19 protein-coding genes and 1 pseudogene are annotated in these 21,340 nt (G+C 48.3%); 9 read left to right on the top strand and 11 right to left on the bottom strand.

What is annotated here, in order from left to right; all coding sequences use genetic code 11:
• Position 1: 1 nt before the first annotated feature.
• The 4 genes from ACRRSW_RS00545 to ACRRSW_RS00530 form a co-directional block, all read right to left on the bottom strand.
• On the bottom strand, positions 2-1,057 hold the full coding sequence (locus ACRRSW_RS00545; protein ID WP_432455151.1) for a FecCD family ABC transporter permease: 1,056 nt from the start codon (positions 1,055-1,057) through the stop codon (positions 2-4).
• A complete protein-coding gene (locus ACRRSW_RS00540) occupies positions 1,057-2,154 on the bottom strand; it encodes an ABC transporter substrate-binding protein (RefSeq protein ID WP_432455152.1) in 1,098 nt (365 codons plus the stop codon). Before ACRRSW_RS00540 ends, ACRRSW_RS00545 begins: the two co-directional genes overlap by 1 nt.
• 567 nt (positions 2,155-2,721) lie before the next feature.
• On the bottom strand, positions 2,722-3,366 hold the full coding sequence (gene ompW / locus ACRRSW_RS00535; RefSeq protein WP_432455153.1) for an outer membrane protein OmpW: 645 nt from the start codon (positions 3,364-3,366) through the stop codon (positions 2,722-2,724).
• Between the two features lie 330 nt (positions 3,367-3,696).
• The gene (locus tag ACRRSW_RS00530) at positions 3,697-4,479 is read right to left on the bottom strand and encodes a PhzF family phenazine biosynthesis protein (RefSeq protein WP_432455154.1); all 783 of its coding nucleotides are present in this window, start codon (positions 4,477-4,479) and stop codon (positions 3,697-3,699) included.
• Between the two features lie 225 nt (positions 4,480-4,704).
• Between ACRRSW_RS00530 and ACRRSW_RS00525 the strand changes: the two genes are divergently transcribed.
• Positions 4,705-5,583 carry a DUF2167 domain-containing protein gene (locus ACRRSW_RS00525; RefSeq protein ID WP_432455155.1) on the top strand — a complete coding sequence of 293 codons (879 nt, stop codon included), beginning with the start codon at positions 4,705-4,707 and terminating at the stop codon, positions 5,581-5,583.
• Positions 5,584-5,640: 57 nt separating this feature from the next.
• Here the strand turns inward: ACRRSW_RS00525 and cobA are convergent, their stop codons facing one another.
• Positions 5,641-6,435, bottom strand: a complete 795-nt coding sequence (gene cobA / locus ACRRSW_RS00520; protein ID WP_432455156.1) for a uroporphyrinogen-III C-methyltransferase — start codon at positions 6,433-6,435, stop codon at positions 5,641-5,643.
• Between the two features lie 339 nt (positions 6,436-6,774).
• Here cobA and yjeH point away from each other — a divergent pair, with 339 nt between their 5' ends.
• The 3 genes from yjeH (at position 6,775) to ACRRSW_RS00505 (ending at position 9,947) form a co-directional block, all read left to right on the top strand.
• A complete protein-coding gene (gene yjeH, locus ACRRSW_RS00515) occupies positions 6,775-8,049 on the top strand; it encodes an L-methionine/branched-chain amino acid transporter (RefSeq protein WP_432460605.1) in 1,275 nt (424 codons plus the stop codon).
• 348 nt (positions 8,050-8,397) lie between these two features.
• A complete protein-coding gene (locus ACRRSW_RS00510; protein WP_432460604.1) occupies positions 8,398-9,339 on the top strand; it encodes a DMT family transporter in 942 nt (313 codons plus the stop codon).
• Between the two features lie 104 nt (positions 9,340-9,443).
• The gene (locus tag ACRRSW_RS00505; protein ID WP_432460603.1) at positions 9,444-9,947 is read left to right on the top strand and encodes a M48 metallopeptidase family protein; all 504 of its coding nucleotides are present in this window, start codon (positions 9,444-9,446) and stop codon (positions 9,945-9,947) included.
• 12 nt (positions 9,948-9,959) lie between these two features.
• Here the strand turns inward: ACRRSW_RS00505 and ACRRSW_RS00500 are convergent, their stop codons facing one another.
• From ACRRSW_RS00500 to ACRRSW_RS00485, 4 genes and pseudogenes are all read right to left on the bottom strand, one after another.
• Positions 9,960-10,175 (bottom strand): NAD(P)-dependent oxidoreductase, encoded by a 216-nt coding sequence (locus tag ACRRSW_RS00500; protein WP_432460602.1) that lies wholly within the window; start codon positions 10,173-10,175, stop codon positions 9,960-9,962.
• A 322-nt stretch (positions 10,176-10,497) separates the two neighbouring features.
• On the bottom strand, positions 10,498-11,388 hold the full coding sequence (locus ACRRSW_RS00495) for a DMT family transporter (RefSeq protein WP_432460601.1): 891 nt from the start codon (positions 11,386-11,388) through the stop codon (positions 10,498-10,500).
• A 99-nt stretch (positions 11,389-11,487) separates the two neighbouring features.
• On the bottom strand, positions 11,488-11,667 hold the full coding sequence (locus ACRRSW_RS00490) for a hypothetical protein (RefSeq protein ID WP_432460600.1): 180 nt from the start codon (positions 11,665-11,667) through the stop codon (positions 11,488-11,490).
• A gap of 65 nt (positions 11,668-11,732) precedes the next feature.
• Positions 11,733-12,335, bottom strand: a pseudogene (locus ACRRSW_RS00485) (GNAT family N-acetyltransferase).
• A gap of 599 nt (positions 12,336-12,934) precedes the next feature.
• On the opposite strand from ACRRSW_RS00485, the gene ACRRSW_RS00480 reads away from it, so the two are divergent.
• The 5 genes from ACRRSW_RS00480 (at position 12,935) to ACRRSW_RS00460 (ending at position 19,209) form a co-directional block, all read left to right on the top strand.
• Positions 12,935-14,335: a TolC family protein gene (locus ACRRSW_RS00480; RefSeq protein WP_432460599.1), complete on the top strand. Its 1,401-nt coding sequence runs from the start codon at positions 12,935-12,937 to the stop codon at positions 14,333-14,335.
• Between the two features lie 9 nt (positions 14,336-14,344).
• Positions 14,345-15,328 (top strand): HlyD family secretion protein, encoded by a 984-nt coding sequence (locus ACRRSW_RS00475; RefSeq protein ID WP_432460598.1) that lies wholly within the window; start codon positions 14,345-14,347, stop codon positions 15,326-15,328.
• Positions 15,329-15,341: 13 nt separating this feature from the next.
• A complete protein-coding gene (locus tag ACRRSW_RS00470) occupies positions 15,342-16,517 on the top strand; it encodes an ABC transporter permease (RefSeq protein ID WP_432455164.1) in 1,176 nt (391 codons plus the stop codon).
• Positions 16,514-17,686, top strand: a complete 1,173-nt coding sequence (locus ACRRSW_RS00465; protein WP_432460597.1) for an ABC transporter permease — start codon at positions 16,514-16,516, stop codon at positions 17,684-17,686. Before ACRRSW_RS00470 ends, ACRRSW_RS00465 begins: the two co-directional genes overlap by 4 nt.
• A 122-nt stretch (positions 17,687-17,808) precedes the next feature.
• Positions 17,809-19,209 carry a metallophosphoesterase family protein gene (locus ACRRSW_RS00460; RefSeq protein ID WP_432460596.1) on the top strand — a complete coding sequence of 467 codons (1,401 nt, stop codon included), beginning with the start codon at positions 17,809-17,811 and terminating at the stop codon, positions 19,207-19,209.
• A gap of 88 nt (positions 19,210-19,297) precedes the next feature.
• On the opposite strand, the gene ACRRSW_RS00455 is transcribed toward ACRRSW_RS00460, so the two are convergent.
• Positions 19,298-20,695: a sensor histidine kinase gene (locus ACRRSW_RS00455; RefSeq protein WP_432460595.1), complete on the bottom strand. Its 1,398-nt coding sequence runs from the start codon at positions 20,693-20,695 to the stop codon at positions 19,298-19,300.
• Positions 20,634-21,314, bottom strand: coding sequence for a winged helix-turn-helix domain-containing protein (locus ACRRSW_RS00450; RefSeq protein ID WP_432460594.1), 681 nt, complete (start codon positions 21,312-21,314; stop codon positions 20,634-20,636). Before ACRRSW_RS00450 ends, ACRRSW_RS00455 begins: the two co-directional genes overlap by 62 nt.
• Between the last annotated feature and the right edge of the window lie 26 nt (positions 21,315-21,340).

Here is a 21,340-nt window from a genome sequence, read left to right as displayed (position 1 = left end):
CTTAGCGCCTCTTACTCATAATCAACCAAAAGAAAAACGGCACACCAATAATCGCGGTTACAATACCGATGGGGAATAAAGCGCCGGGTACAATCACTTTCGACAACACTGAGGCGCTGGACAGCAAAAATGCCCCCACCAAAAATGATAATGGCAAGAAGTAGCGCTGATCTTCACCCACCAGCATACGGGCAATGTTAGGCGCCACAATACCAATAAAGCCGATAATGCCAACAAAACTGGTAGCGGTTGCGGTCATAATGGCCACTATAATCAGAGTCTTAATACGCAAGCGAGCCACATTCACGCCAAGACTCTTCGCCCGTTCTTCCCCTAAGCGAAGCGCTGTTAGTTGCCAGGCATCTTTCAGCAACACCGCGACACAAATCAGCGTTACGATGGCGGTGATTAGAAAATTGGTCCAATTGGCTTTGGTTAAACTACCAAATAACCAAAACAAAATTTGCTGGCTTAATTCCGGCGATGAGATGAATTGCACCAAGGAAAGCAGCGACTGAAACAAAAATAGCAAGGCGATGCCGGCCAGAATTAATTGACCGGAAGTGATATGTCGCATCATCGCCAGGCCAAACAACAAACTTGCCGATAACATGCAACAGGCGAAGGCACCCAGCGGCACCGCAATTTGCGAATGTAAACCCAAGCCGCCAAGATACAACATAAAGGCGGCGCCAAAACCCGCTGCAGCCGCCATCCCCAAGGTATAAGGGCTGGCCATCGGATTATTGAGTAAGGTTTGCATTTCAGCGCCACCCACCCCCAGAGATCCACCAACCACAACCGCCATTAAGGCGATGGGCAAACGCAGATTCATCACGATCACTTTAGTGGTAGTGGTCACCTCAACAGGCGCACCAAGCCCCTCCATTAAGGCCCGAAACACATCCGTCAGGCCCAATAATGAAGGTCCGGTTGCAATATCCAGCAAAAAGGAAAATGCCAGTAACAGCAGTAAGCCGGCCAAAACCCACCAACGCCGCTTTTCCGAGCGACGTTGGTGATTGACCGCATCTGCAATGAGGCTGGATGCTAGCATTAATCAGTCATTTGTACGGCAAAGCTGCCTTTAGGACTTACAGGCAAATACTTATGATAAAAATCAAGATAATTTTGTGCCGGATCGAGTGCTTTGAAAAGCTCTGGGTACTGCGCTTTTGCAATAAATTGCAGCATGCTGCCGTCAAGGATGGTGCGCGATGCACCTTGGTAAATACCGAACAGACGTTTGTTCTTGACAGCGTCCAGGCTTTCCCAGCCAGCACGTTGAGTGAAACCTTTAAGACGCTCTACCGCCAGCGATTGAGCAATCCCTTGACCCATCACCATGGCATCCGATTTTTTGCCCGATTCGGTGCCCGTAATGAAGATCACTTGCGGGTTGGAGGCTAATACTTGCTCTGGATTGATTGGTCCCCACCACTCGATGAATGGCGCGGCAATGTTATCGCCACCCGCGCTGGTGACCATCGCGCCCCACATATTTTTACCATAGGTGAAAGAATACTCACTAGGACCCTGGTTCCCAAACTCTACGTAAGTACGTGGTTTTGGTAACTTGGCCTTGGCGATAGTGTCGTGAATATGCTCAACCACCGTCTGATACTCATCAGCAATTTTCGCGGCGCGTGCTTCCTGGCCAGTTAATTCACCGATAATTTGAGTACTTTTTAAGTGACGCTCCAAGGTTTGAGCATTGTAATCCACCACCACAATCGGAATACCGGCGTCTTCAATGGCGTCTACATCCATTCCAAGGCCCTTATACTGCCAGTCAGCCAATAACAACACACTGGGGTTTAGGCTCAGAACTTTTTCAACGGAGAAGGTTTGCGACTCAACTTCACCCACATCTGGAATGGCTTTTAGTGATGGGCGATAGTCGGTGTACAACTGCCAACTCGCGGGGCGCCAGGCTTGCCAAGTATCTTTAGAGATCCCAACCACATGATCAAAGGCCTTCTCAGTACCAATTGCCATGTAGTCTTCAGCATAAAATCCTAGTACCACGCGCTCTGCTGGCACATCCACTTGCACGGAGCGACCCAATACATCTTCAATTATTTTAACTTCTGCTTGAGCCGTCATCGACCACAAAGACATCCCTAAAGCTGCGCTAAACGCCAATCCTTTCATTTAAAACCTCATAAAGCATCTAAAAAGCGAGTGATAATGATTATCATGTGCATTCTATGGATTACTAAGATTGAAGCAAGTTAAATTTCACCTGAATTTTTTAAGCGAGACTTATCCAAGAAAGAGCTAAGATCCAGAAGCAGAGCAATGCTCAGAAAAGAAGGGCTGATGTCACTGCGCACTATAGATGATGGCATATAGCATCACGCTAAGCGCAGTAGCCGAGCTCCATGCAGTAAACTAGTTCATTCAACAAACTAACAGGCTTTAAGCTGCGGGACTCTAGCTGGGGAATGACAGCAAGCGTTTAGTTGAAGGTGTTGCAATTTCCCTAAAATTTGAAACTAAATATTGAACAGTAGATTAAATTATACGAGTTTTGAAATAAGCGCTAACTCATCGAGTTAGCCGCCAATCAATTCGCTTAATTTGTGCTTTATGGCCCGTAGTCAAAAAAACTAGACCATAAAACTCAAATTTAACAGCCAATACTTTGATCCTTTGATACCGCGCTAATCAAGCACTACGCAAGAAAAATGTATTCGCGTTTCTTTCAATCGCGCATCATTAAAATTTGTAGCCACCAGAGAGCATCACCACAACCGGGTTGATCTTCACATCTGTAGATTTACTCTCCGTGCCCGCTTTGTAGTGAGCAGTGGTTTCAATATTGGCATACCATATCGAGGCATTTAAGAACCAATTTTCATTGAGTTTATAATCCACCCCGATATTCGCAGCAAGTCCCCAAGAATCATCAAGACTCAAGTCACTGAGACCGGCATTGGTGCCAGTGCTATTAAAAGAACTATCAAAAAAGGTCGTATAATTCACCCCCGCACCGATGTAAGGACGCCAGGCTGATTGCGAATCACCAAAGTAATATTCCGCCATTAAAGTTGGCGGTAAGTGTTTGGTCTTGCCGATATTTCCAAGCCCCCCCAGATCGGTAGAAATCTCATGCGAGAAAGGTGTTGCGGCGAGCAACTCTATTCCAACATTATCACTCATCATATAATCAAGGTTCAGGCCTAATTGAGTATCCGAATTAACCGCCAACTGGCTCGAAGTCCCCAAAATACCATCACTACTGTCATTCGGTATCACACTCGCAACCCCGGCACGCACAAAGAAATCCCCTTTCTCGTGAGCCAATACATTGCTAGAACTGAATGCGGCAACAACAGCAATCGCACATAACGTCTTTTTCATTTTATTTTTCCTTTACTTATGGTTGATCAAACGTTGCTATTTTGTTTGCGCACAGTAACACGAAATAACCATACGACTTTGATGGATATCAATTTGCAACAAAATACAGCATAAATTATTTCGACGCGTGATCTTAATTAACATTTGCCAATAAGTGTTGACATGGCGATAGATATTGACCAAAGCCTTTAAAACCAGTCATTAAAATGGACAAGCAGTAATCCCTCAGAATCACTTGTTTAACAGAAATGTTCGGTGCGAGATCTAAGCTGGTTGTTGGTGGCATGACAGGAAAAACAAGACCTTTGAGGCCCCATTCAATCGCCTAAACTAGATCCGTGGTTTCGCCTGAGCAGAGAGCACGATGGCCTGATTCGACGCTTTTTCGATTTTAAATTGTCCACCACTGCTGGAAAGCTGGCGTGCATATAGCTCTCGACACTTTAATTGATCGAACCAATAGGGCGCCAAAGAACAATGCGCAGAGCCAGTTGCGAGATCTTCGGGGATCCCAATCTTGGGGGCGAAGTATCGCAGTACATACTCATTATCACTGGATTGTGCCGTCACCATAAAGGCATGCTGATCTTCGATTAATTTGAGCTGTTCAAAATCGGGTTTAAAACTCGCTACAGCCGCTTCAGAATCCAAAACAAGAACCATATCTCGGGTGGTAAATACATCCCGATGTTTAGGTAGCAAAAATTCATTGCCCAGCATATTTGAGGCATATGGTTTTGCCCGCCAACTAGGTAGCGTCATTGAAAAAAAACCTTGGTTCTCCGATACCCTTAGCTGACCATAACGACTTTGAAAGTCGACTTGCTTGCGCTGGTAGCGCTTGATGATTTCGGCCCCCGCCCCCAGACTGCCATGCCCACAAAGGTTTATTTCACCCAGCAGTGAAAACCACCGAATGTGGTAAGTTTTGTCTTCGACAAGTACAAAAGATGTCACTGGCTGGGCAATTTCTCTGGTTAAGTCGAGTAACTCAGCATCACTCAGCCAGCGCTCGAGCACCACCACGCCACAAGGATTGCCTGCGGCAAATTCACCACAAAACACATCGTAGACATATGATTTGATATTCCAGCCCCTTATTTTGTCGTTCAAAGCGCTTCGCGAGCCCCCTTGCTCATGTGTTAGGCATTGAGTCTATGAAATGAGCCTCATGAGAGTCGCATTGCCTGATGCATCTCATCTTACACCATCCATGGCACTAGCAAATAAAAGTAGCTCATTTACAACTACTTGTAACGATGGAGATTTGAATCAATAAAATAGGCAGCAAGTCATTTACAATAGCCGCCGACATCAAATACGAGAACAGGGATAGTTATGTTTTACCGAATCATCTTCAGCAGCCTGCTGTTATGTTTATCCGCAACGGCCAGCAGCAACGATGCAAACGATCAAGACTACCAACAGTGGGCGCGTGGGATCTGGCAGTCCTTAGATCGGCAGACCGGTGAAATTGTCATTTCCGATGCCAACGCCACCTTGAACGTTCCCGATTCTTTTTATTACTTAAATCCGGAAGACTCAAAAACGGTACTGGAACAAGTGTGGGGTAATCCACCGGGACAGCAGGTTTTAGGCATGCTTTTCCCCGCAGAGTATACCCCTTTTGATTCAGATTCATGGGCAGTCAGTATCCAGTACGAGGAAGATGGTTACGTTTCAGATAGCGATGCCGAAGACATCGACTATGTTGAACTACTGCAAGAAATGCAAGCCGATACCAAGGCCGATAACCAGCAGCGGATCGAACAAGGCTATGAAAGCATCCAATTAGTCGGCTGGGCAGCAAGCCCTTACTATGATGCTAGTCACCATAAACTACACTGGGCAAAAGAACTCAAATTTGGCGACCAAGAAGTCCATACCCTAAACTACAACATTCGGATCTTAGGTCGAAAAGGTGTGTTAGTACTAAACTTTATTGCCAACATGGATCAGCTGGCAACCATCTCTGCAAATCTGGATTCGGTATTAGCTTTAGCCAACTTCGATCAAGGCTCTAGCTATCTCGATTTCAATCCCGATATCGACCAAGTGGCGGCCTACGGCCTAGGCGCTTTAGTGGCAGGGAAAGTGATAGCTAAAACTGGTTTCTTCGTGGTCGCACTGTTATTTTTAAAGAAATTTGCAGTCATTATCGTGGTCGGTTTAGGGGCGCTGCTAAAAGGTCTTTTTCGCCGTAAAAAAGCCGATTAAATCATTCGCTATCCAAGCTAAAGCCGGACGATGTTCGGCTTTATTAATCCAGCAAAATCAATCACTCAGCTCTGGCTTGAACCATCCCAGTTGCTGATGTAATTTGGTCACGCTACCCACCACGATCAGCGAAGGACTTTCGGCCTGCGCCGCCAGCTCAGCCAATTGCGCCAAACAACCCGTGAAAACCCGTTGCTGTGGCGTGGCACCGCGTTCAATAATCGCACAAGCAGTACTAGCCGCTAAGCCATTGCTCAACAAATTAGCTTGGATCTGCGGACATTGCTTCAAGCCCATATAAAATACTAAGGTATGATTCGCGTGGGCCAAAGAAGGCCAATCTATATCTTCACCGTGCTGTTTTAAGTGACCAGTAATAAACTGCACGCTCTGGGCGTGGTCTCGATGGGTCAGTGGAATGCCCGCATAGGCGGTGCAGCCTACCGCAGCCGTAATACCAGGTACCACCTCGTAGCGAATCGTCGCCTCGGCCAAAGCTTGTAATTCTTCACCACCGCGGCCAAAAATAAACGGGTCGCCGCCCTTTAAACGCACCACATGTTTACCCAGTGTGGCTTGCTCAACCAAGATTTGGTTGATCTCGGCTTGCGGCACAAAGTGATGGTCCAACTTTTTACCCACATACACCATCTCGGCTGTGGGTGAGGCCAAATCAAGAATCTCTTGCGAGACTAAGCGATCATAAACAATCACATCGGCGCAGCGGATCCGTTTCACCGCTTTGACCGTCAATAGCTCAGGATCACCGGGACCCGCTCCCACCAACGAGACAAAGCCCTGTTGCTGTTGAAAGGAGTTGGTATATTGGTCATCAGGCTTACTGTCAGACATGCTTATCTCGCTATAAAATTAAAGTCTATGTTTTATAAAATAATCTAAGCCATTGTTTTGTCTTACCATTTATTGGAAGTCATCACAGCGGTTAAACTGTATTTGGGCTAGAATACCAGTAAGCTAAGAGGATGAACACCGTCCTTAAAAATGTCTTGATATTGCTCAAATTCAACGCATTCTCTGCCATCGACTCTACTCATCAAACCTCACCACGCGCACCGTTAAATTCACGGTCAGTACCGACACTCTGTCGCGCAATTCCGTTGACTTAACAGCTAGCAAAATTGCGGTTCGGCGTTATCATCTCTAGCTAACCGTTATCAAACAGAGTCTAGGATGAGCCGTTTAAATCAACAATTGGGTATTGGCCAAGGTGTCGCCTTACTCGCGACCTCATTATTAGGAACCGGAATTTTTGTGGTACCAGCCATGGCCGCCAGTATCGCCGAGCGAAGTGCTTTGGTGGCATGGTTAATATTGCTGGCACTGGTATTACCGATTGCCTTTACCTTTGCCGCACTCGGCAAGCGTCACCCCCATGCCGGAGGTGCGGCCCATTTTGTAGGAAAAGCCTTGGGTGACCGGGCAGAAAAGATGACCGCCTTTCTGTTTATTTCGGTGCTACCCGTAGGTTTGCCAGCAGCCTTAGTGATGGCCACAGGTTTTTGGCAATCACTGTTTCAGCTCAGCGCCTTCAGCGCACTGGCAATCCAACTATTGAGCCTCTTCGCAATGCTACTCTTGGGATTAGGAGGCGCAAAACTATCTGGAAATGTACAGGGTTTAATCGCTATTGCCATCATCACGTTGGTGGGCATGTTATGGTGGAAAGCCGATATTCACCTGACCGATGTACAGCTTCCCCGTCATATTGATGTGCCCAGTATCGCCCCAGCACTCACCGTTATGTTTTGGTGTTTTGTCGGCATCGAAGCCTTTGCCCACATGGGCGAAGAGTTTCGCCGCCCAGAACGGGATTTTCCGATCGCGCTATTACTCGGCGCGCTATTGGCTGGCATTGTTTATTGGGCGGCCTCGGTGGTGGTTTTAAAATACGGAGCCTTTGGCAACCAATACGCGAATACTCAATCCCTGCCCCATTTGGTCGCCATATTGTTTGGCCCGCAGGCCAAATGGCTGGCGGCGATGGTAGGTTACTTGGCTTGTTTTGCCAGCATTAACATCTACATTCAAGGTTTTGCTCGGCTCATATGGAGTATGGCCGACGAACAGCAACTGCCAAGCTTATTTGCACATTTGTCTAAGAGCAAGGTGCCAACAACTGCCTTATTTAGCATCGTGGGTGCCTGCGGACTCAGTTGTATCGCTGCTTGGCTCCTCGACTTACCCCTAGAGCACCTGATCCGCTACGCCAATGGCAATTTTATTGTGGTCTACCTACTCAGTATGCTCGCCGGTAGTATTCTTCTGCCGGGAGTGGCTCGCTACCTCGCACTATTTAGTGCAGCCCTGTGTGCTCTGCTGTTATTCGAACTCGGTTGGCAAAGTGCCTATGCACTGTTACTCTGCTTGGCTTTCCTTAGCGGACACGCCCTGTTAAGAGCCAGAGCCAGAGCCAGAGCCAGATCAAAAATAAACCAAGCCGGATAAGGGATAAATTAATGTCTTTGCCGCATCGCAGCGCCCTCAGTGGAGCGGCGCTGCCTGTTTGACCCGCGCTTTATCCCGATTTAACAAAATACCGCCTTGAATTCACAGGGCATTCCACTTAGATTAAAGATCCACCATCAAGGATCAAGCATGCACTTATTCCATCACACCTTAAGCAACAGTAAGCTGCTGCTCCGCACCAATGCGAGGTGTCAAGGGCTTGATCTGTGGTGGCAGCTGAACTCGAGCAGCGGTGAACAATAAGATTTAATTGTTACTGGCTGCGAAGCGCAGCCGGTGAACATGCCTTCGTAGCCTCTTTCTCTCTCCATAGAAGGCAGCCAAGACATGAATATTACCCACTACTTTCGCCTTGCCACACGACGGCGCATCCCCCTAGCTCCCAGCAGTCTTGGCTTACTGTTTGCCTTGCTCGCAACCGCCTTATTTTCACTGAAAGGCATTTGGATAAAACTCGCCTACCAACATGGCATCGACCCCACTAGCCTAATGACCCTGCGCATGGCCTTTAGTTTACCGCTCTATGTCGGCCTTGGCTTATGGTGGTGGCAACAGGGCCATTTTACTCACAAGCCGATCGCCAGCCACCTCTTAAAGGCAGCAGCAGTTGGCATCAGCGGTTACTACCTTGCCAGCTATTTGGATTTAAGTGGATTGCAGTATGTCTCAGCCCCCTTGGAACGTGTGGTGCTCTACGCCTACCCCAGTTTTACCATCATCCTGAGTTGGCTGATTTACCGCCAAAAACCACAACGACTGGTGGTGTTCGCTTTACCTCTCAGCTGGTTAAGTGTTGCCATGATGATGTGGAGTGAAACCAAGGGCCAAATGGTCAATCAAGATCTACTGCTAGGCACCGGGCTGGTGATTGCCAGCGCCTTTAGCTTTGCCTGCTATCTGGTTTTCAGTAAAACAATAGTCAGTCAAATCGGTAGCCAGGCTTTTACCTGTATTGCGATGATTGCCGCAAGTTTAGCTATCTTTGTTCACTTTTCATTGCAAGATAGTTCAACTCAGCTCAACCACTATGCTCCGTCCGTTTATGGCTATGCGCTGTGTATGGCGCTGTTTTCAACGGTGATCCCCTCCTTTCTGTTTAGCGAAGCGATCCATCGAATCGGCGCACAAAAAACCGCCATCTCTGGCAGTGTCGGGCCGATCTTTACCCTCTTGATGGCCTGCTATTTATTAGAACACTCGGTCAGCTGGGGGCAAATCCTCGGCATCGGTCTGGTGGTGGCGGCCGTGACGCTGCTGAACCGCAAATAAACTTAAGCCTTGGCGCCAAATTCGTTATAGTGCGCCAGCCCCGCCCGGCCTTAAGCGCCGAGTGGGTATTGAATTAACCCTTGCACAGGAGCCACAGCCCGACCATGTCGACTCTTAAATACCTCAGTGCCTACCCCAGCGAATTAAGTGACCGGATCCAGTACTTACTCGACCAGCAACAATTAGCCGAGTTTTTACTGAACAAATACCCCAAGGTCCACCAAATCCATAATGACAAAGAGCTACGCGACTACGCCACCGAGTTAAAAAATCGTTATATTCGTAAATCGGCCCCCTTAAGCAAGGTGATTTACGATCCAAAAATTCATGTGGTAAAACATGCGCTGGGCCTACATAGCTATGTTTCCCGAATACAAGGCAGCAAACTCAAGAGCAAGAACGAAATTCGCATCAGCAAACTGTTTCAAAAAGTTCCGGAACCTTTTTTAAAGATGATTGTGGTGCACGAGCTGGCCCATCTCAAAGAAAAAGAGCATAACAAAGCCTTCTATCAGCTCTGTCAGCATATGCTGCCCAACTACCACCAGCTAGAGTTTGATACTCGGGTCTACCTTACCCAACTGGAAGAGCTCGGGCCCATTTATTAGTGTTTTCACAGGCTAAATTTGATGCAGCAAAGCTAGGCCTTGGGCCAATCGACGGGTATTTTCCAGCAGCTGCGTCACAATTGCCGTATTCGACGCTTCAGAAGCCATATGGGGGGGCACAGAAACCTTGGGATGTAGCCATAAAGGATGTTTTGCGGCCAAAGGTTCTTCGTCAAAGACATCCAAAATCGCCCCGCGCAAACGTCCTTGATCGAGCGCAATAAGCACAACAATCAATCAGGAGGGAGTGACTAATACCAGCCAGATCGATGATTAAACGGACCCTGTTCATTCAGGGGCCATCCCATGTATTCGGACCTATCAGAAATATAATAAGGAGACAGGTTGTCGTGAACCTGACGAGATCCCAGTTCAATGTCCCTGAGCGACACCTTCATCGAACACCTTCTGGCTCTATCCTGCCTGCACCGCAGACAAATGGGCTAAGGGACAACCACGGAGCTAATTTAGCCTTCATAAACAGTCATACGGTGTACCCGCAGCGGACCGTCGCTCACTTTAAGGTACCCACGTAGATTGCTAACTTCCACTACGAATCAACCGGGCTAGCTCTTTTGCCAAGCACCCAAATACTGAGCATCAGCAATCCGCCGCCCAGCAGTTGCAGGTGACTCATCTGAGCTCCGAGGATGAAAGCCGAGAGCACTACCGCGGTGAGGGGCTCTAAAAGCGTGGCGACGGTAAGGGTTGTTGGGCTCAGTTTGGCAGCCCCCCAACTAAATGCCAACAGCGCCAGAGCCGCAGTCACCACGCCCAAATATAGAAACCAAGCTTGTGGTGGGACCGCAACTGGCCAGCTTAATGGTCGAAACAGTCCAAAGATCGCCATCACAAGTGTCGCAATGACGGTGAGGCAGGTGGTTGACTGGCCCGCGCCTAACACCTTCGACAAGCGGCCACTAGTCATCGAAAATCCAGCATAAAGAAAAGCCGATACCAGCGAGAAAGCGATGCCGATGACCACATTTTTAAAATCTGCCGCGGTATTCGCCTCGCCATGCTGAAACACAATCAATATGGTGCCAATAATCGCCGCAACCAATACGCTGAAGAGTTGACGGTCAATGATTTCCTGGCCTCGAACAACCGCAACCATAGTCACTAAAACCGGAGGCAGGCAAAGTGCGATCAGAGTCGGCACTGCTGCGCCCATCCGCTCGATGCCGAGAAACCAGCACAATACATAACCAGCCATTGCGATACCAGCGATCGTCAAGCGACCTAAAACCGGCTGAACCAAGCGCCAATGAATGTTTTTACCAAAGATCCCAAGCAAAACCACAGAACCAATCGCAAAACGCCAAAATGATATATTCTCTGGCGTGAAACCATGCTGCGCCACCAATAGGTTCACCACCAATGCCCCCGTTCCCCAAAGAAAACCCGCACCACAAGCGGCAAGCAGTGCTAAGACTGGCATAGGGACGGCCCTCTCAAACGGTATGAAAGGTCCGAGTAAAGCCACTTTCCAAAGCTATTGTCGTATTTCATCATTTGCTTCACAGTTTATACTTCCTGATTACTTGATTAGCTGCGCTCCATGACTCAAGCCAAGCGAGTCGCATTTTTGACGAGAGAATTCATCTTCTTGATAACGCGGTAAATCGGCAGTTAATCTGCGTTGACAATGAATCACGTTGCTAATATCGCCAGTTAATCTGCGTTGAATCGAACCACACAAACAACTCCCTTTATCCATAATTGCCGCTCTGCCTTGCTATTCCCTGTTTAGCCAAAGACTAAGCATACGGAAATGATCGTTCGCTAAGATTTCGAAGCGCTGAGTCCGGTGCTTTTTGCTTGTGAAAAAACCGACAAAGGCTGTTTTTCGAGCCACTGTTGTTTCGTGATTTGATACAGGCAATGCCGCTCCAATCGATGTCCAGCCGATAATTGAGGATGATTAAAATCTTGCTGAGTATTTAGCATCCCCAATTTCAACATCACCCGCTGAGAGGCTCGATTCTGTATTGCCGTAAATGCATACACCGAAGTCACAGCTAACTTTAAAAAGGCAAATTCCAAGGCTTTTTCCGCCGCTTCGGGGGCGTAGCCGAGTCCCCAACAGTCTGAAGATAAACGCCAGCCAATTTCAATCAATGGCGCATCAGGAATGCCGCTAGTGTCATCTTACTGATGCAGTCCAACAAATCCAATAAATTGGCCCGTCGATTTCAACTCAAGGGCCCAAAACCCCCAGCCTCTTTCTGAAATAAGATTTTGAATACGCTTGGCTTGTTGGTCGCTTTCCGGGGTTGAAAGGACTGCCGGAAAATAGCGCATCACTCTGGGATCTGCATTCAATTGCGCATACGCTCGATAATCTGCACAAGTCCATTGCCGAAGGACTAATCGCTTGGTTTCCATTTTTATCGTCTTTGTTACTCCTAAGCAAATGATATCTGCAGCACATTGCTTGCAGGCTAAAGCAGCAGCTTGATATTTATGAATTAATTGGTGCTCTAATACAATAAAAAATCAGCTTAAAAAGCCGGCTACTCAAGCAAAGGCCACTCGGTATGCCAGCCTGTTATTCGCAGACTTCACCAGCATGACAATGGCCCCTGCTTCACAATCTCGTCTTAGCTGCTGCAACATCAGCTGTCATGGTGGCGTCGATATCTCTATTGTTATTTTTCCAGACAAGCACATAAGCAGATAGCACAGCTTCGTGACAAAACCACCACTGAAGCCCTGCTTCCTACTCCCATCTATCGCGGGCTCTCAGAGCCTAAATTGAGTAAAGAGCCAGTCAATTGAAACAAAACTGCTATTGCTCAATCTCATGATGATCAATAGTGGCCAAGATCCTTAGCAAATAACGCGACGCTGCCCCAGTAATCGGCTTATAAAAGGATTTACACTAAGGCTTGTCCAGACGCACATTGCAACCACGAAAGGCTTGAACCAGCCTTAAGGATTAAGCTAGAGTAAATATTCTAATTGGATAGGGATCGACCATACTGATGAGGTACTTTTTACGCTGCGCGATTACCGCGACTTGCTGGTTTGGCGCAAGCGCATTCATCTTGATCTCCACAGCACAGGCCATGAGTTTCGAGCAGGCCTGGCAACAAGTACTGCAACATAACGACAGCTTAGCCGCCGATAAAGCCAATTTGGCGCGCAGTGAGGCTTTGCGTGATGCAGCGACCGATCTGTATTACCCCAAAATAGATCTCAGCGGCAGCTATACCCGTTTGGAGAAACCAGTCGCGCTCGATCTCAAAGACCTAGAACCTCTGGCCTCGCTCGACCCAAGTGCCCTAGACCCAGTGCTGGCACAAATTCTTGGACCGCTACTTCAGTTACCCACGACGACCAACTTCACCGAGCAAAATATCACCACCAGTTCCATCCGCGCTATTTGGCCGCTTTACCTGGGCGGCCGACGCGGTGCCGCGATTGATATCGCGCGCGAACAACATATCGAAGCCGCTAAAATCTTAGCGATGCGACAGCAGGCGAAGTTTGAAGATTTGGCTCGCGTCTATTTTGGCGTGGTTCTCACCACTCAGGTCGCCCAAACCTACCAAGAAGTCGAAGATGGTCTCGCCAAACATCGACGCAACGCGATGAAGCTAGAGCAACAAGGACAAATCGCGCTGGTAGAACGTCTGCAGGCCGATGCATCCTACGATAAGGCCAAAGTTGATACCAAAAAAGCGCTGCGCAACTACCAAATCGCGCAACTCGCCTTAAGTAAGCTATTACATCAAGACACGGCGATCCAGCCGGCCACCAAGCTATTTACCGAACCTCGCATCCCAGCCCTCGCAGCTTTTATGTCAAAAACACTCAGCAGCTACCCCGGCCTCGCGATTCTCGACAGCAAGGCAGAGCAGGCCAAAAACATGCAGATTATTGCCAAAAGTCTTTACCAGCCAGAGGTTTACATGTTTGGTAACTACCAACTTTACGAAGGAGACAGTCTGGCAGCTAAAGTCTCGCCTGACTGGATGGTCGGCCTTGGCGTATCAGTGCCCTTAGTCGATAACAGCGGTCGCTCGGGCAAAGTACAAGCCGCCCATAGCAACCTTGTCCAAATCCATTATTTACATGCTCAAGCCGAGCGAGACCTGAGCCTACTCGTTGAAAAAACCTACCGCGAAGCCGAACAAGCCTTAGAAGAATATCAGGGTCTGGAATCCAGCCTCGCCCTAGCGCAAGAAAACCTGCGGATCCGTCTCAAGGCTTTTAGCCAAGGTTTAGCCACCTCATTAGATGTGGTGGATGCTGAACTATTTCAGGCGAAGGTCAAAACCCAACGCCAATCGGCAGCTTATAATCATGTTATCGCGTTGGCTAAGCTCACTGCACTGAGTGGTGAAATGGACCGGTTTTCACAATATTATCGATTTAACTAAGGCCTGATTATGCGTAAGTTTTCCGCTCTATTACCCATCGCACCGTTACTGGCAATTATTGCTTGGGTCGGCTATTCCTTTTGGCAAGCCTATCAACCGCAGGCACAAACTCTGCAGGGGCAAATCGAGGCCCAGCAATACAACATTTCTTCAAAGGTAGCGGGACGGATCGATCAAGTCTTGGTTAAAAAGGGTGAACAGGTTGAGCCAGGACAACTGATCTTCTCAATTACCAGTCCTGAACTCGAAGCCAAACTAGAGCAAGCCAAAGCCGGTCAACAAGCCGCGTCGGCAATCGCCGAACAGGCTGAAAATGGGGCTCGCAGCCAAGAAATATCAGCGGCCAAAGATCAATGGCAAAAAGCTCAAGCGGCCACTCAGCTAAGCGAAAAGACCTATCAACGGGTCAATAACCTCTTTAAAGACGGTGTGGTCTCTGAGCAAAAACGCGACGAAGCCTATACCCAATGGCAAGCAGCCCGCTACACTGAAAATTCGGCATCCGAAATGTATCAAATGGCCAAGGCTGGCGCGCGTGACGAAACCAAAAAAGCCGCCGTCGAACAGCTGCGAGCTGCCGCTGGGAAAGTGGCCGAAGTGCAAGCCTATGCCAGTGATACCTTAGTGAAAAGCTGGCACGCTGGCGAAGTCAGTCAAATTTTGCTGCAGCAAGGCGAGCTCGCCCCTACAGGTTTTCCAGTCGTTTCAATCATCGACATGCAAGATGCCTGGCTGATTTTACATGTGCGCGAAGATCAACTCAGCCGATTTCAGAAAGGTCAGCAGTTTAGTGCCACGCTGCCCGCCTTAAATAATCAACAGGTTGATTTTAAAGTTTCCCATGTGGCGGTAATGGGGGATTTTGCCACCTGGCGGGCCACCGACAGTCGCACCGGGTTTGACCTGCGCACCTTTGAAATTGAAGCGAGGCCCACCCAAGCAGTACCGCAACTGCGAGTCGGCATGAGTGCCATTATCACTCTTGAACACTAGGCGAAACCTGCTGATGTCTTCACCATCACCTCGCTTTTCACAACTGCTGGCGCAACAGTGGCACCAGCTGCGACAAGATGCATGGTTAAGCGCCTTGCTCAGCTGGGTTCCCTTACTGTTATTTGTACTGTTATGGTGGATTTTTTCCGCAGGGCTTACCCGAGATTTAACCATCGCAGTGGTCGACCATGATCACAGCCAATTGTCGCGTAGCCTTATCGCCCACTATGATGCCAGCCCAAGCTTGCAGGTGCAGAGTGTAGCCGACCAAGTGGAGGCAGGGGTCCTGCTCCGCACTGGTCAAGTGAACGCGTTACTCATTATCCCCAATCAGCTTGAACAACATACCAAACTGGGTCAGGCACCTACCGTGGCCGCCTATTATAATGGCCAACTGATGGTGGTGGGTAAGCAAATCAACTCGGCATTGCAAAAAAGCCACGCCACTTTTAATGCCAAAGTTGCACTGCTCAGAGTCCTCAGCCAAGGGAATACTCAAACCTCGCAAGCACTGGCCCAAGCTGTCCCCATTCGCAACCAAATTAGTGCGCTGTTTAACGGCAATAGCAACTACGCTCAATTTATCGTTTCGGCAGCCCTACCAGCTTTTTGGCAAGTGCTCTGCATGGTGGTGATGGTACTCGCCCTTGGCGCAGAACTGCGTGAGCAAAGTTTTCGGTCTTGGCTTAAAAAGGATGCCAGCAAGAAAATTGCCGCTAAACTATTATTTTTTGGCGCCTTGCTATGGCTACAAGGAGTGTTGTTTTGTAGCCTAATGTTTACCAGCTTCGACTGGCCAATGCGGGGCTCGTGGAGCATCCTATTGCTGGCCTTAGTGCTTTGTGTATTGGCCTCACAAGCCATTGCCCTGCTGTTTATCTTATTATTTGAAGATCTTGCTCGCGCTTTAAGTTTCGCCGCCGCCCTCACCGCGCCAAGTTTCGCCTTTATGGGGGTGACCTTCCCAGTGAGTGATATGCCTTGGTTTGCCCAATTCTGGCGAAGCTTAATTCCGGTTTGCCACTACATCGAGATCCAAATCACTCAGGCAAACTATGGGGCACCAGTGTTGCAATCACTGCCCGCACTCAGCCACTTACTGATATTCCTATTGGCTTTCGTCAGCGCGGCATGGCTAGTCAAGCTGCGTTTTCAGGGATTATCACAACCTGATGAGTCCGTATCATGAACAGCTACCTATTGCTGCGGCTAGAGATACGGCGGCTGTTCGCCAATCGAGCCCTGTTACTCACCGCCATTGGGGGCTTGCTGTTTTATGCCTTTCTCTATCCACGACCCTATATGCAACAAAGCCCTCGAGAACAGCAGATAGCAGTGGTCAATCACGATGGCAATCAGTTCAGTCGACAACTACTTAGGATGGTCGATGCCAGCCCACTGATCAAAGTAAGCGCACAGGTGGCCAGCATTGAACAGGCTCAGCAACTGCTAGTGGAACGCCGTGTTGGCGGCTTACTGGTGATCCCGAAACACTTTTATCGTGACCTATTGCAGGACCGCTCTCCAGCGCTCTCCTATGCTGGCGATGCTTCTTATTTCTTAGTTTACAGCACCATTGTAGAAGGCCTAAGTACCACCGCGGGTACTTTAGCGGCGCAAACCAAGGTCAGCAAAATGCTTATCGAAGGCATCCCCCTTAAAGGTGCCGCCGAATCACACACGCCCATCAAGCTGAGTAGCAATCCGGTTTTTAATGCCAATCAAGGCTATTTAGATTATGTATTACCCGCTGTCTTTATTATCTTGTTACACCAAACTTTGTTAATCGCCGTAGGCCTACACGCCACTCCCAGTCGCCCTGCACTCAAACCCAATTATCTGCACTTTGTGCCCGCCTGGAAGTTGGTGCTGGTACGCAGCCTGTTGTTTGTGGCCCTCTACAGCGTACTCAGCTGCTTCTATCTTGGTTTTGTACTTGATTATTACCAGGTTCACCTCTGGGGACATATGGCAGACATCGCGGCCATGCTGCTGCCCTTTCTGCTTGCAAGCTGCGGTTTTTCAATGTGTATCGCAACCCTATTACCAAAACGCGATTACGCCACGGTGGTCGGTGTGATAAGTTCTCTGCCGATTGTATTTGGCTGCGGATTTATTTGGCCACAGAGCGCGATCCCGATGCCAATCAACATGCTAGCCGATTTAGTTCCCGCCAAACCAATGGTGCTGGGCCTATTAAAGCTCAACCAAATGGGCGCCAGCTTTACTGAAGTGCAAAACCACTTTACTCATTTATGGTTGTTGGCGGTCATCTACTTACTATTGGCGGTGGCGATGAATCAATATAAGTCGCCAAGTTCTAAAGACAATAATTCAAAATTCTCAAACCATATTTAAGCCTGAATTCATTATCTATTTGTTCTAAATCAATAAAAAAAAGCCTTTCATAATTCTGTCACCCAATAGTCATCCGACCAGCCTAGCGTGAATTCATCTTTCATCAATCAAAGAGAAAATTCATGACTAATTTTAATCGAAGAAAATTTTTAAAGACCACTGCATTACTAGGCTCTACTATCACTCTGGGTCACAGCTTAAGCGCATGTCATCAGAGCAGTAGCTCACAAAGCCGCAGCGCTTCAGACACCCTGCGCTTTGCGGTACTCTCCGATCCTCACGTCTATAACCTCGCATTAGGTACGACTGGGCAGGCCCTTGAAAATTACCTCGCAGAAGATCGTAAAATGCTCCTCCAAAGCGGTGAAATCTTAAGTGCAATTGTGCAGCAGTTACTGCAACAACCGGAGCTGGATGCATTGTTAATCCCCGGCGACCTTACCAAAGATGGCGAGCTCGTGTGTCACCAAAAAGCACTCGAATTATTACAACCATTACGCGATGCGGGGAAAAAAGTGTATGTCATACCGGGCAATCACGACATCAACAATCCCGACGCGGTCTCCTTTAATGGCGATACAACGAGCGCGGTCGAAACTGTCAATGCTGAACAATTTGCCTCTTTATATGCAGATTTTGGCTACCAGCAAGCACTCTATCGACACGACAACTCTTTGAGCTATATCGCCGAGCCAACTAGCGGGGTCTGGTTAGTCGCACTAGACTCTTGCAAGTATCAAGATAACGCCAGTCTCGGCTCCCCGGAAACCTCTGGCGCTTTATCTGATGATTTACTGGGTTGGCTACAACCACTACTCACTGAAGCACAGGCACAAAACAAATTAGTGTTTGGGATGCAACACCATGGCCTCGTTGCGCACTTTGCCAGCCAACGGACCATTTTCCCTGAATACCTGATTGATGACTATGAGTCCGTCGGTGCGATGCTGGCAGCTTATGGCTTAAATTTAGTTTTTACCGGACATTTTCATGCGCAAGATGTCAGCATGGCTGATTATAATGGAGATGGTTCAACTCTTTTATATGATGTAGAAACAGGCTCCACCGTCACTGCGCCCTGCCCTTATCGTCTAGTGGATGTAAACATCGCGAATCAAAGCTTCAATATCTCGAGTCTCTTCATCGATAGCATCACTTCCATGAGCAACTTTGCCGAATATAAAGAAAACTTTATCAACCAAGGTATGCTCAGCCTATATCGTCGCTATCTGGCTCAAATGGGATTGACCGGCGATAGTCTGAATCAATTTGCCAGCTTAGCTGCCTCGTTACACGTTGCTCATTACAAAGGCGATGAGTCCACCGAAACCAGCACTCTCACTACGTTACAGGCCTTGGCTTCTAGCCCCGATGCCAACACCGCTTATTTGGGAAATGCGCTATTAGGCTTAGCCGTCGATCCGGGATTAAGTGATAATCAACTCGCGTTGTCACTCTCTGGGGAAAGCATTGCTCTGTTCACCTTGATCAAGCGAGTACTCCATCGCAAGGCGCTCGCTTAGCGCGAGTGTCTAAAACAGAGAAGCAAACCAACACCAAGTACTCAGGTAATGGCTGGACATTCCGCCATTACTTTTGCCAACAGGCGGCTTATACAAAAGCTTCATTTTGGCTAAAACTCACGCTGACTCTAAGTCCCGGTTGGTTATCGCTGAGTTTAATCTCACCACCATGCAAAGCAACAATCGCCCGAACTAAGGGCAGCCCCAAACCGTAACCGGGGCTATGACGGCTACTCTCCAAACGATATAAGCGTTGGAAGACCTTCTCGCTTTCCATCTCGGGAATGCCAGGGCCATTGTCACTGACGATAAAGCCATCACCGCTGAACTCAAAACTAATTTGGGTCTGTGGTCCGGCATACTTACTGGCGTTTTCCAATAAGTTATAGATCGCGCGAAACAATAAACTGGCATCCCCTTGCAAGGGCTTTGCCGCGCTAGCATTAAACAAACATAAATGCTGGTCTTGCTGTTGGCTTACCGGCAACAATAACTCGATGGCATCCTCCGCAATTTGAACTAAATCCACGGCACTAAACTGTGCCTGTTGCTGGTGCTGCTCCAAGCGAGTCAACTCTAACATGGCGCTAAAAGTGACTAATATGCCGTCTAATTCGGCTAACATGGCGGATACTTGCGTCGAACTCAGCCGCTGATGTTCCACATCAATGAGGCTTTGCTCTAAAGCCAATCGCAGTCGTCCTAAGGGGGTTCGTAAATCGTGAGCAATCGCATCGGTAACCCCTGCAATCGCCTGAAAAGAGTACTCTAGCTGAGCCAACATTTTGTTCATATGTTTCGCCAGATGGTCAAATTCATCGTGGTGGCGACTCAAGGGCACTCGCGCATCCAGCTGCCCTTGCTCTACGGCCAAAGCAACTTGATTGATCCGGTTAATTCGGCGTAATAACTGAGCCGAGAACCACCATCCGGTAAGCAGTCCCAAGGCCAGAGCCAAAGCTAAGGCAATCATACTGGCGTGAATGAAGCGCTCGCGCATCTCAACCAGCGCTTCATCGTCGGTGGCCACCAGCAAACGACCCGTGTTGAGCAACTCAACACAACCAGAAAATAAACGAATTTCGTTGTAGCTATACACCGGAAAACGGCTCAACGTCGGACAAGTACTGATTTGGGAAGGAATACTCTGTAAACGACCATAGCTGCGCTCAGGGCTAATAAAGACTAATACAAACTGTCCAGCTTGCTCCGCTTGCAGCTCAAACTGACGAATAAAATCTGCTGGCTGTAACTCTTTAGCCAATAAGGTTTGCTGCTGTAACAACTGACTAATTTGCTGGGCTTGGCTACGACTTAACTGCCCCACGCTCAGCTGGTAAAGAACCCACAGTAAAATACCCACCACCAGCATCAATAAGCCGGTATAAATACCAGTTAGTCGCCAAATGGAGCTGGCTTTAAAATTATTTTGCCAGCATTCGGTAACCCACACCACGAACAGTTTCAAGCAGTGGTCGATGGCCATCCAGTTCTACCTTCTTTATTAGACGTGCCACATGCACATCGATCACATTGGTTTGGGGGTCAAAATCATAATGCCACACGGCTTCAAATAATAGGGTTCGGGTCACCACTTGGCCTGCATGCTCCATTAAATAGTGTAACAACTTAAATTCTTTGGGTTGCAGTAAAATTTCCTGCTCACCACGCCACACCCGACGCGCCAGCAAGTCGATACTAAGATCCGCAACTTGAAGCCGATTGCTGGCGAACGCAGCTGGGCCTCGCGGACGCTTTAACAGAATGTCGATCCGCACTAATAGCTCGGCTAAGGCGAAAGGTTTCACTAAATAATCATCTCCCCCTTGACGCAAACCTTTGACCCGTTCATCAACACTATCTAAGGCACTTAAGATCAACACCGGTAGTGTTTTATTGGCATCACGTAAAGTGCTTAACAGGTTTAAACCATCCAGTTTAGGTAACATTCGATCCAGCACCAACAATTGATAGTCATGCTCTAAGGCTAAAAACAACCCCGCTTGACCATCACTGGCAACATCCACCAGATACCCCTGCTCACTGAGAGCGCGTTGTAAAAACTGTTGGGTGGTTCGATCATCTTCAACAACTAATATTCGCACCTAACTTACCTTTGATTGCTTGACCT

It is taken from the genome of Agarivorans sp. QJM3NY_25 (assembly GCF_050870875.2).
Lineage (GTDB): Bacteria > Pseudomonadota > Gammaproteobacteria > Enterobacterales > Celerinatantimonadaceae > Agarivorans.
Note: the sequence above shows the minus strand (reverse complement) of the source record. Positions and strands in the feature narration are given on the sequence as shown.

Excerpts from the sequence above, each read along its gene's own strand:
- ACRRSW_RS00525 (WP_432455155.1), top strand. The coding sequence starts at position 4,705 with ATGTTTTACCGAATCATCTTCAGCAGCCTGCTGTTATGTTTATCCGCA.
- ACRRSW_RS00480 (WP_432460599.1), top strand. The coding sequence starts at position 12,935 with ATGAGGTACTTTTTACGCTGCGCGATTACCGCGACTTGCTGGTTTGGC.
- ACRRSW_RS00465 (WP_432460597.1), top strand. The coding sequence starts at position 16,514 with ATGAACAGCTACCTATTGCTGCGGCTAGAGATACGGCGGCTGTTCGCC.
- ACRRSW_RS00455 (WP_432460595.1), bottom strand. The coding sequence starts at position 20,695 with ATGGCCATCGACCACTGCTTGAAACTGTTCGTGGTGTGGGTTACCGAA.
- cobA (WP_432455156.1), bottom strand. The coding sequence starts at position 6,435 with ATGTCTGACAGTAAGCCTGATGACCAATATACCAACTCCTTTCAACAG.
- ACRRSW_RS00475 (WP_432460598.1), top strand. The coding sequence starts at position 14,345 with ATGCGTAAGTTTTCCGCTCTATTACCCATCGCACCGTTACTGGCAATT.
- ACRRSW_RS00470 (WP_432455164.1), top strand. The coding sequence starts at position 15,342 with ATGTCTTCACCATCACCTCGCTTTTCACAACTGCTGGCGCAACAGTGG.
- ACRRSW_RS00545 (WP_432455151.1), bottom strand. The coding sequence starts at position 1,057 with ATGCTAGCATCCAGCCTCATTGCAGATGCGGTCAATCACCAACGTCGC.
- ACRRSW_RS00510 (WP_432460604.1), top strand. The coding sequence starts at position 8,398 with ATGAATATTACCCACTACTTTCGCCTTGCCACACGACGGCGCATCCCC.
- ACRRSW_RS00495 (WP_432460601.1), bottom strand. The coding sequence starts at position 11,388 with ATGCCAGTCTTAGCACTGCTTGCCGCTTGTGGTGCGGGTTTTCTTTGG.
- yjeH (WP_432460605.1), top strand. The coding sequence starts at position 6,775 with ATGAGCCGTTTAAATCAACAATTGGGTATTGGCCAAGGTGTCGCCTTA.
- ACRRSW_RS00540 (WP_432455152.1), bottom strand. The coding sequence starts at position 2,154 with ATGAAAGGATTGGCGTTTAGCGCAGCTTTAGGGATGTCTTTGTGGTCG.
- ACRRSW_RS00505 (WP_432460603.1), top strand. The coding sequence starts at position 9,444 with ATGTCGACTCTTAAATACCTCAGTGCCTACCCCAGCGAATTAAGTGAC.
- ompW (WP_432455153.1), bottom strand. The coding sequence starts at position 3,366 with ATGAAAAAGACGTTATGTGCGATTGCTGTTGTTGCCGCATTCAGTTCT.
- ACRRSW_RS00490 (WP_432460600.1), bottom strand. The coding sequence starts at position 11,667 with ATGGATAAAGGGAGTTGTTTGTGTGGTTCGATTCAACGCAGATTAACT.
- ACRRSW_RS00460 (WP_432460596.1), top strand. The coding sequence starts at position 17,809 with ATGACTAATTTTAATCGAAGAAAATTTTTAAAGACCACTGCATTACTA.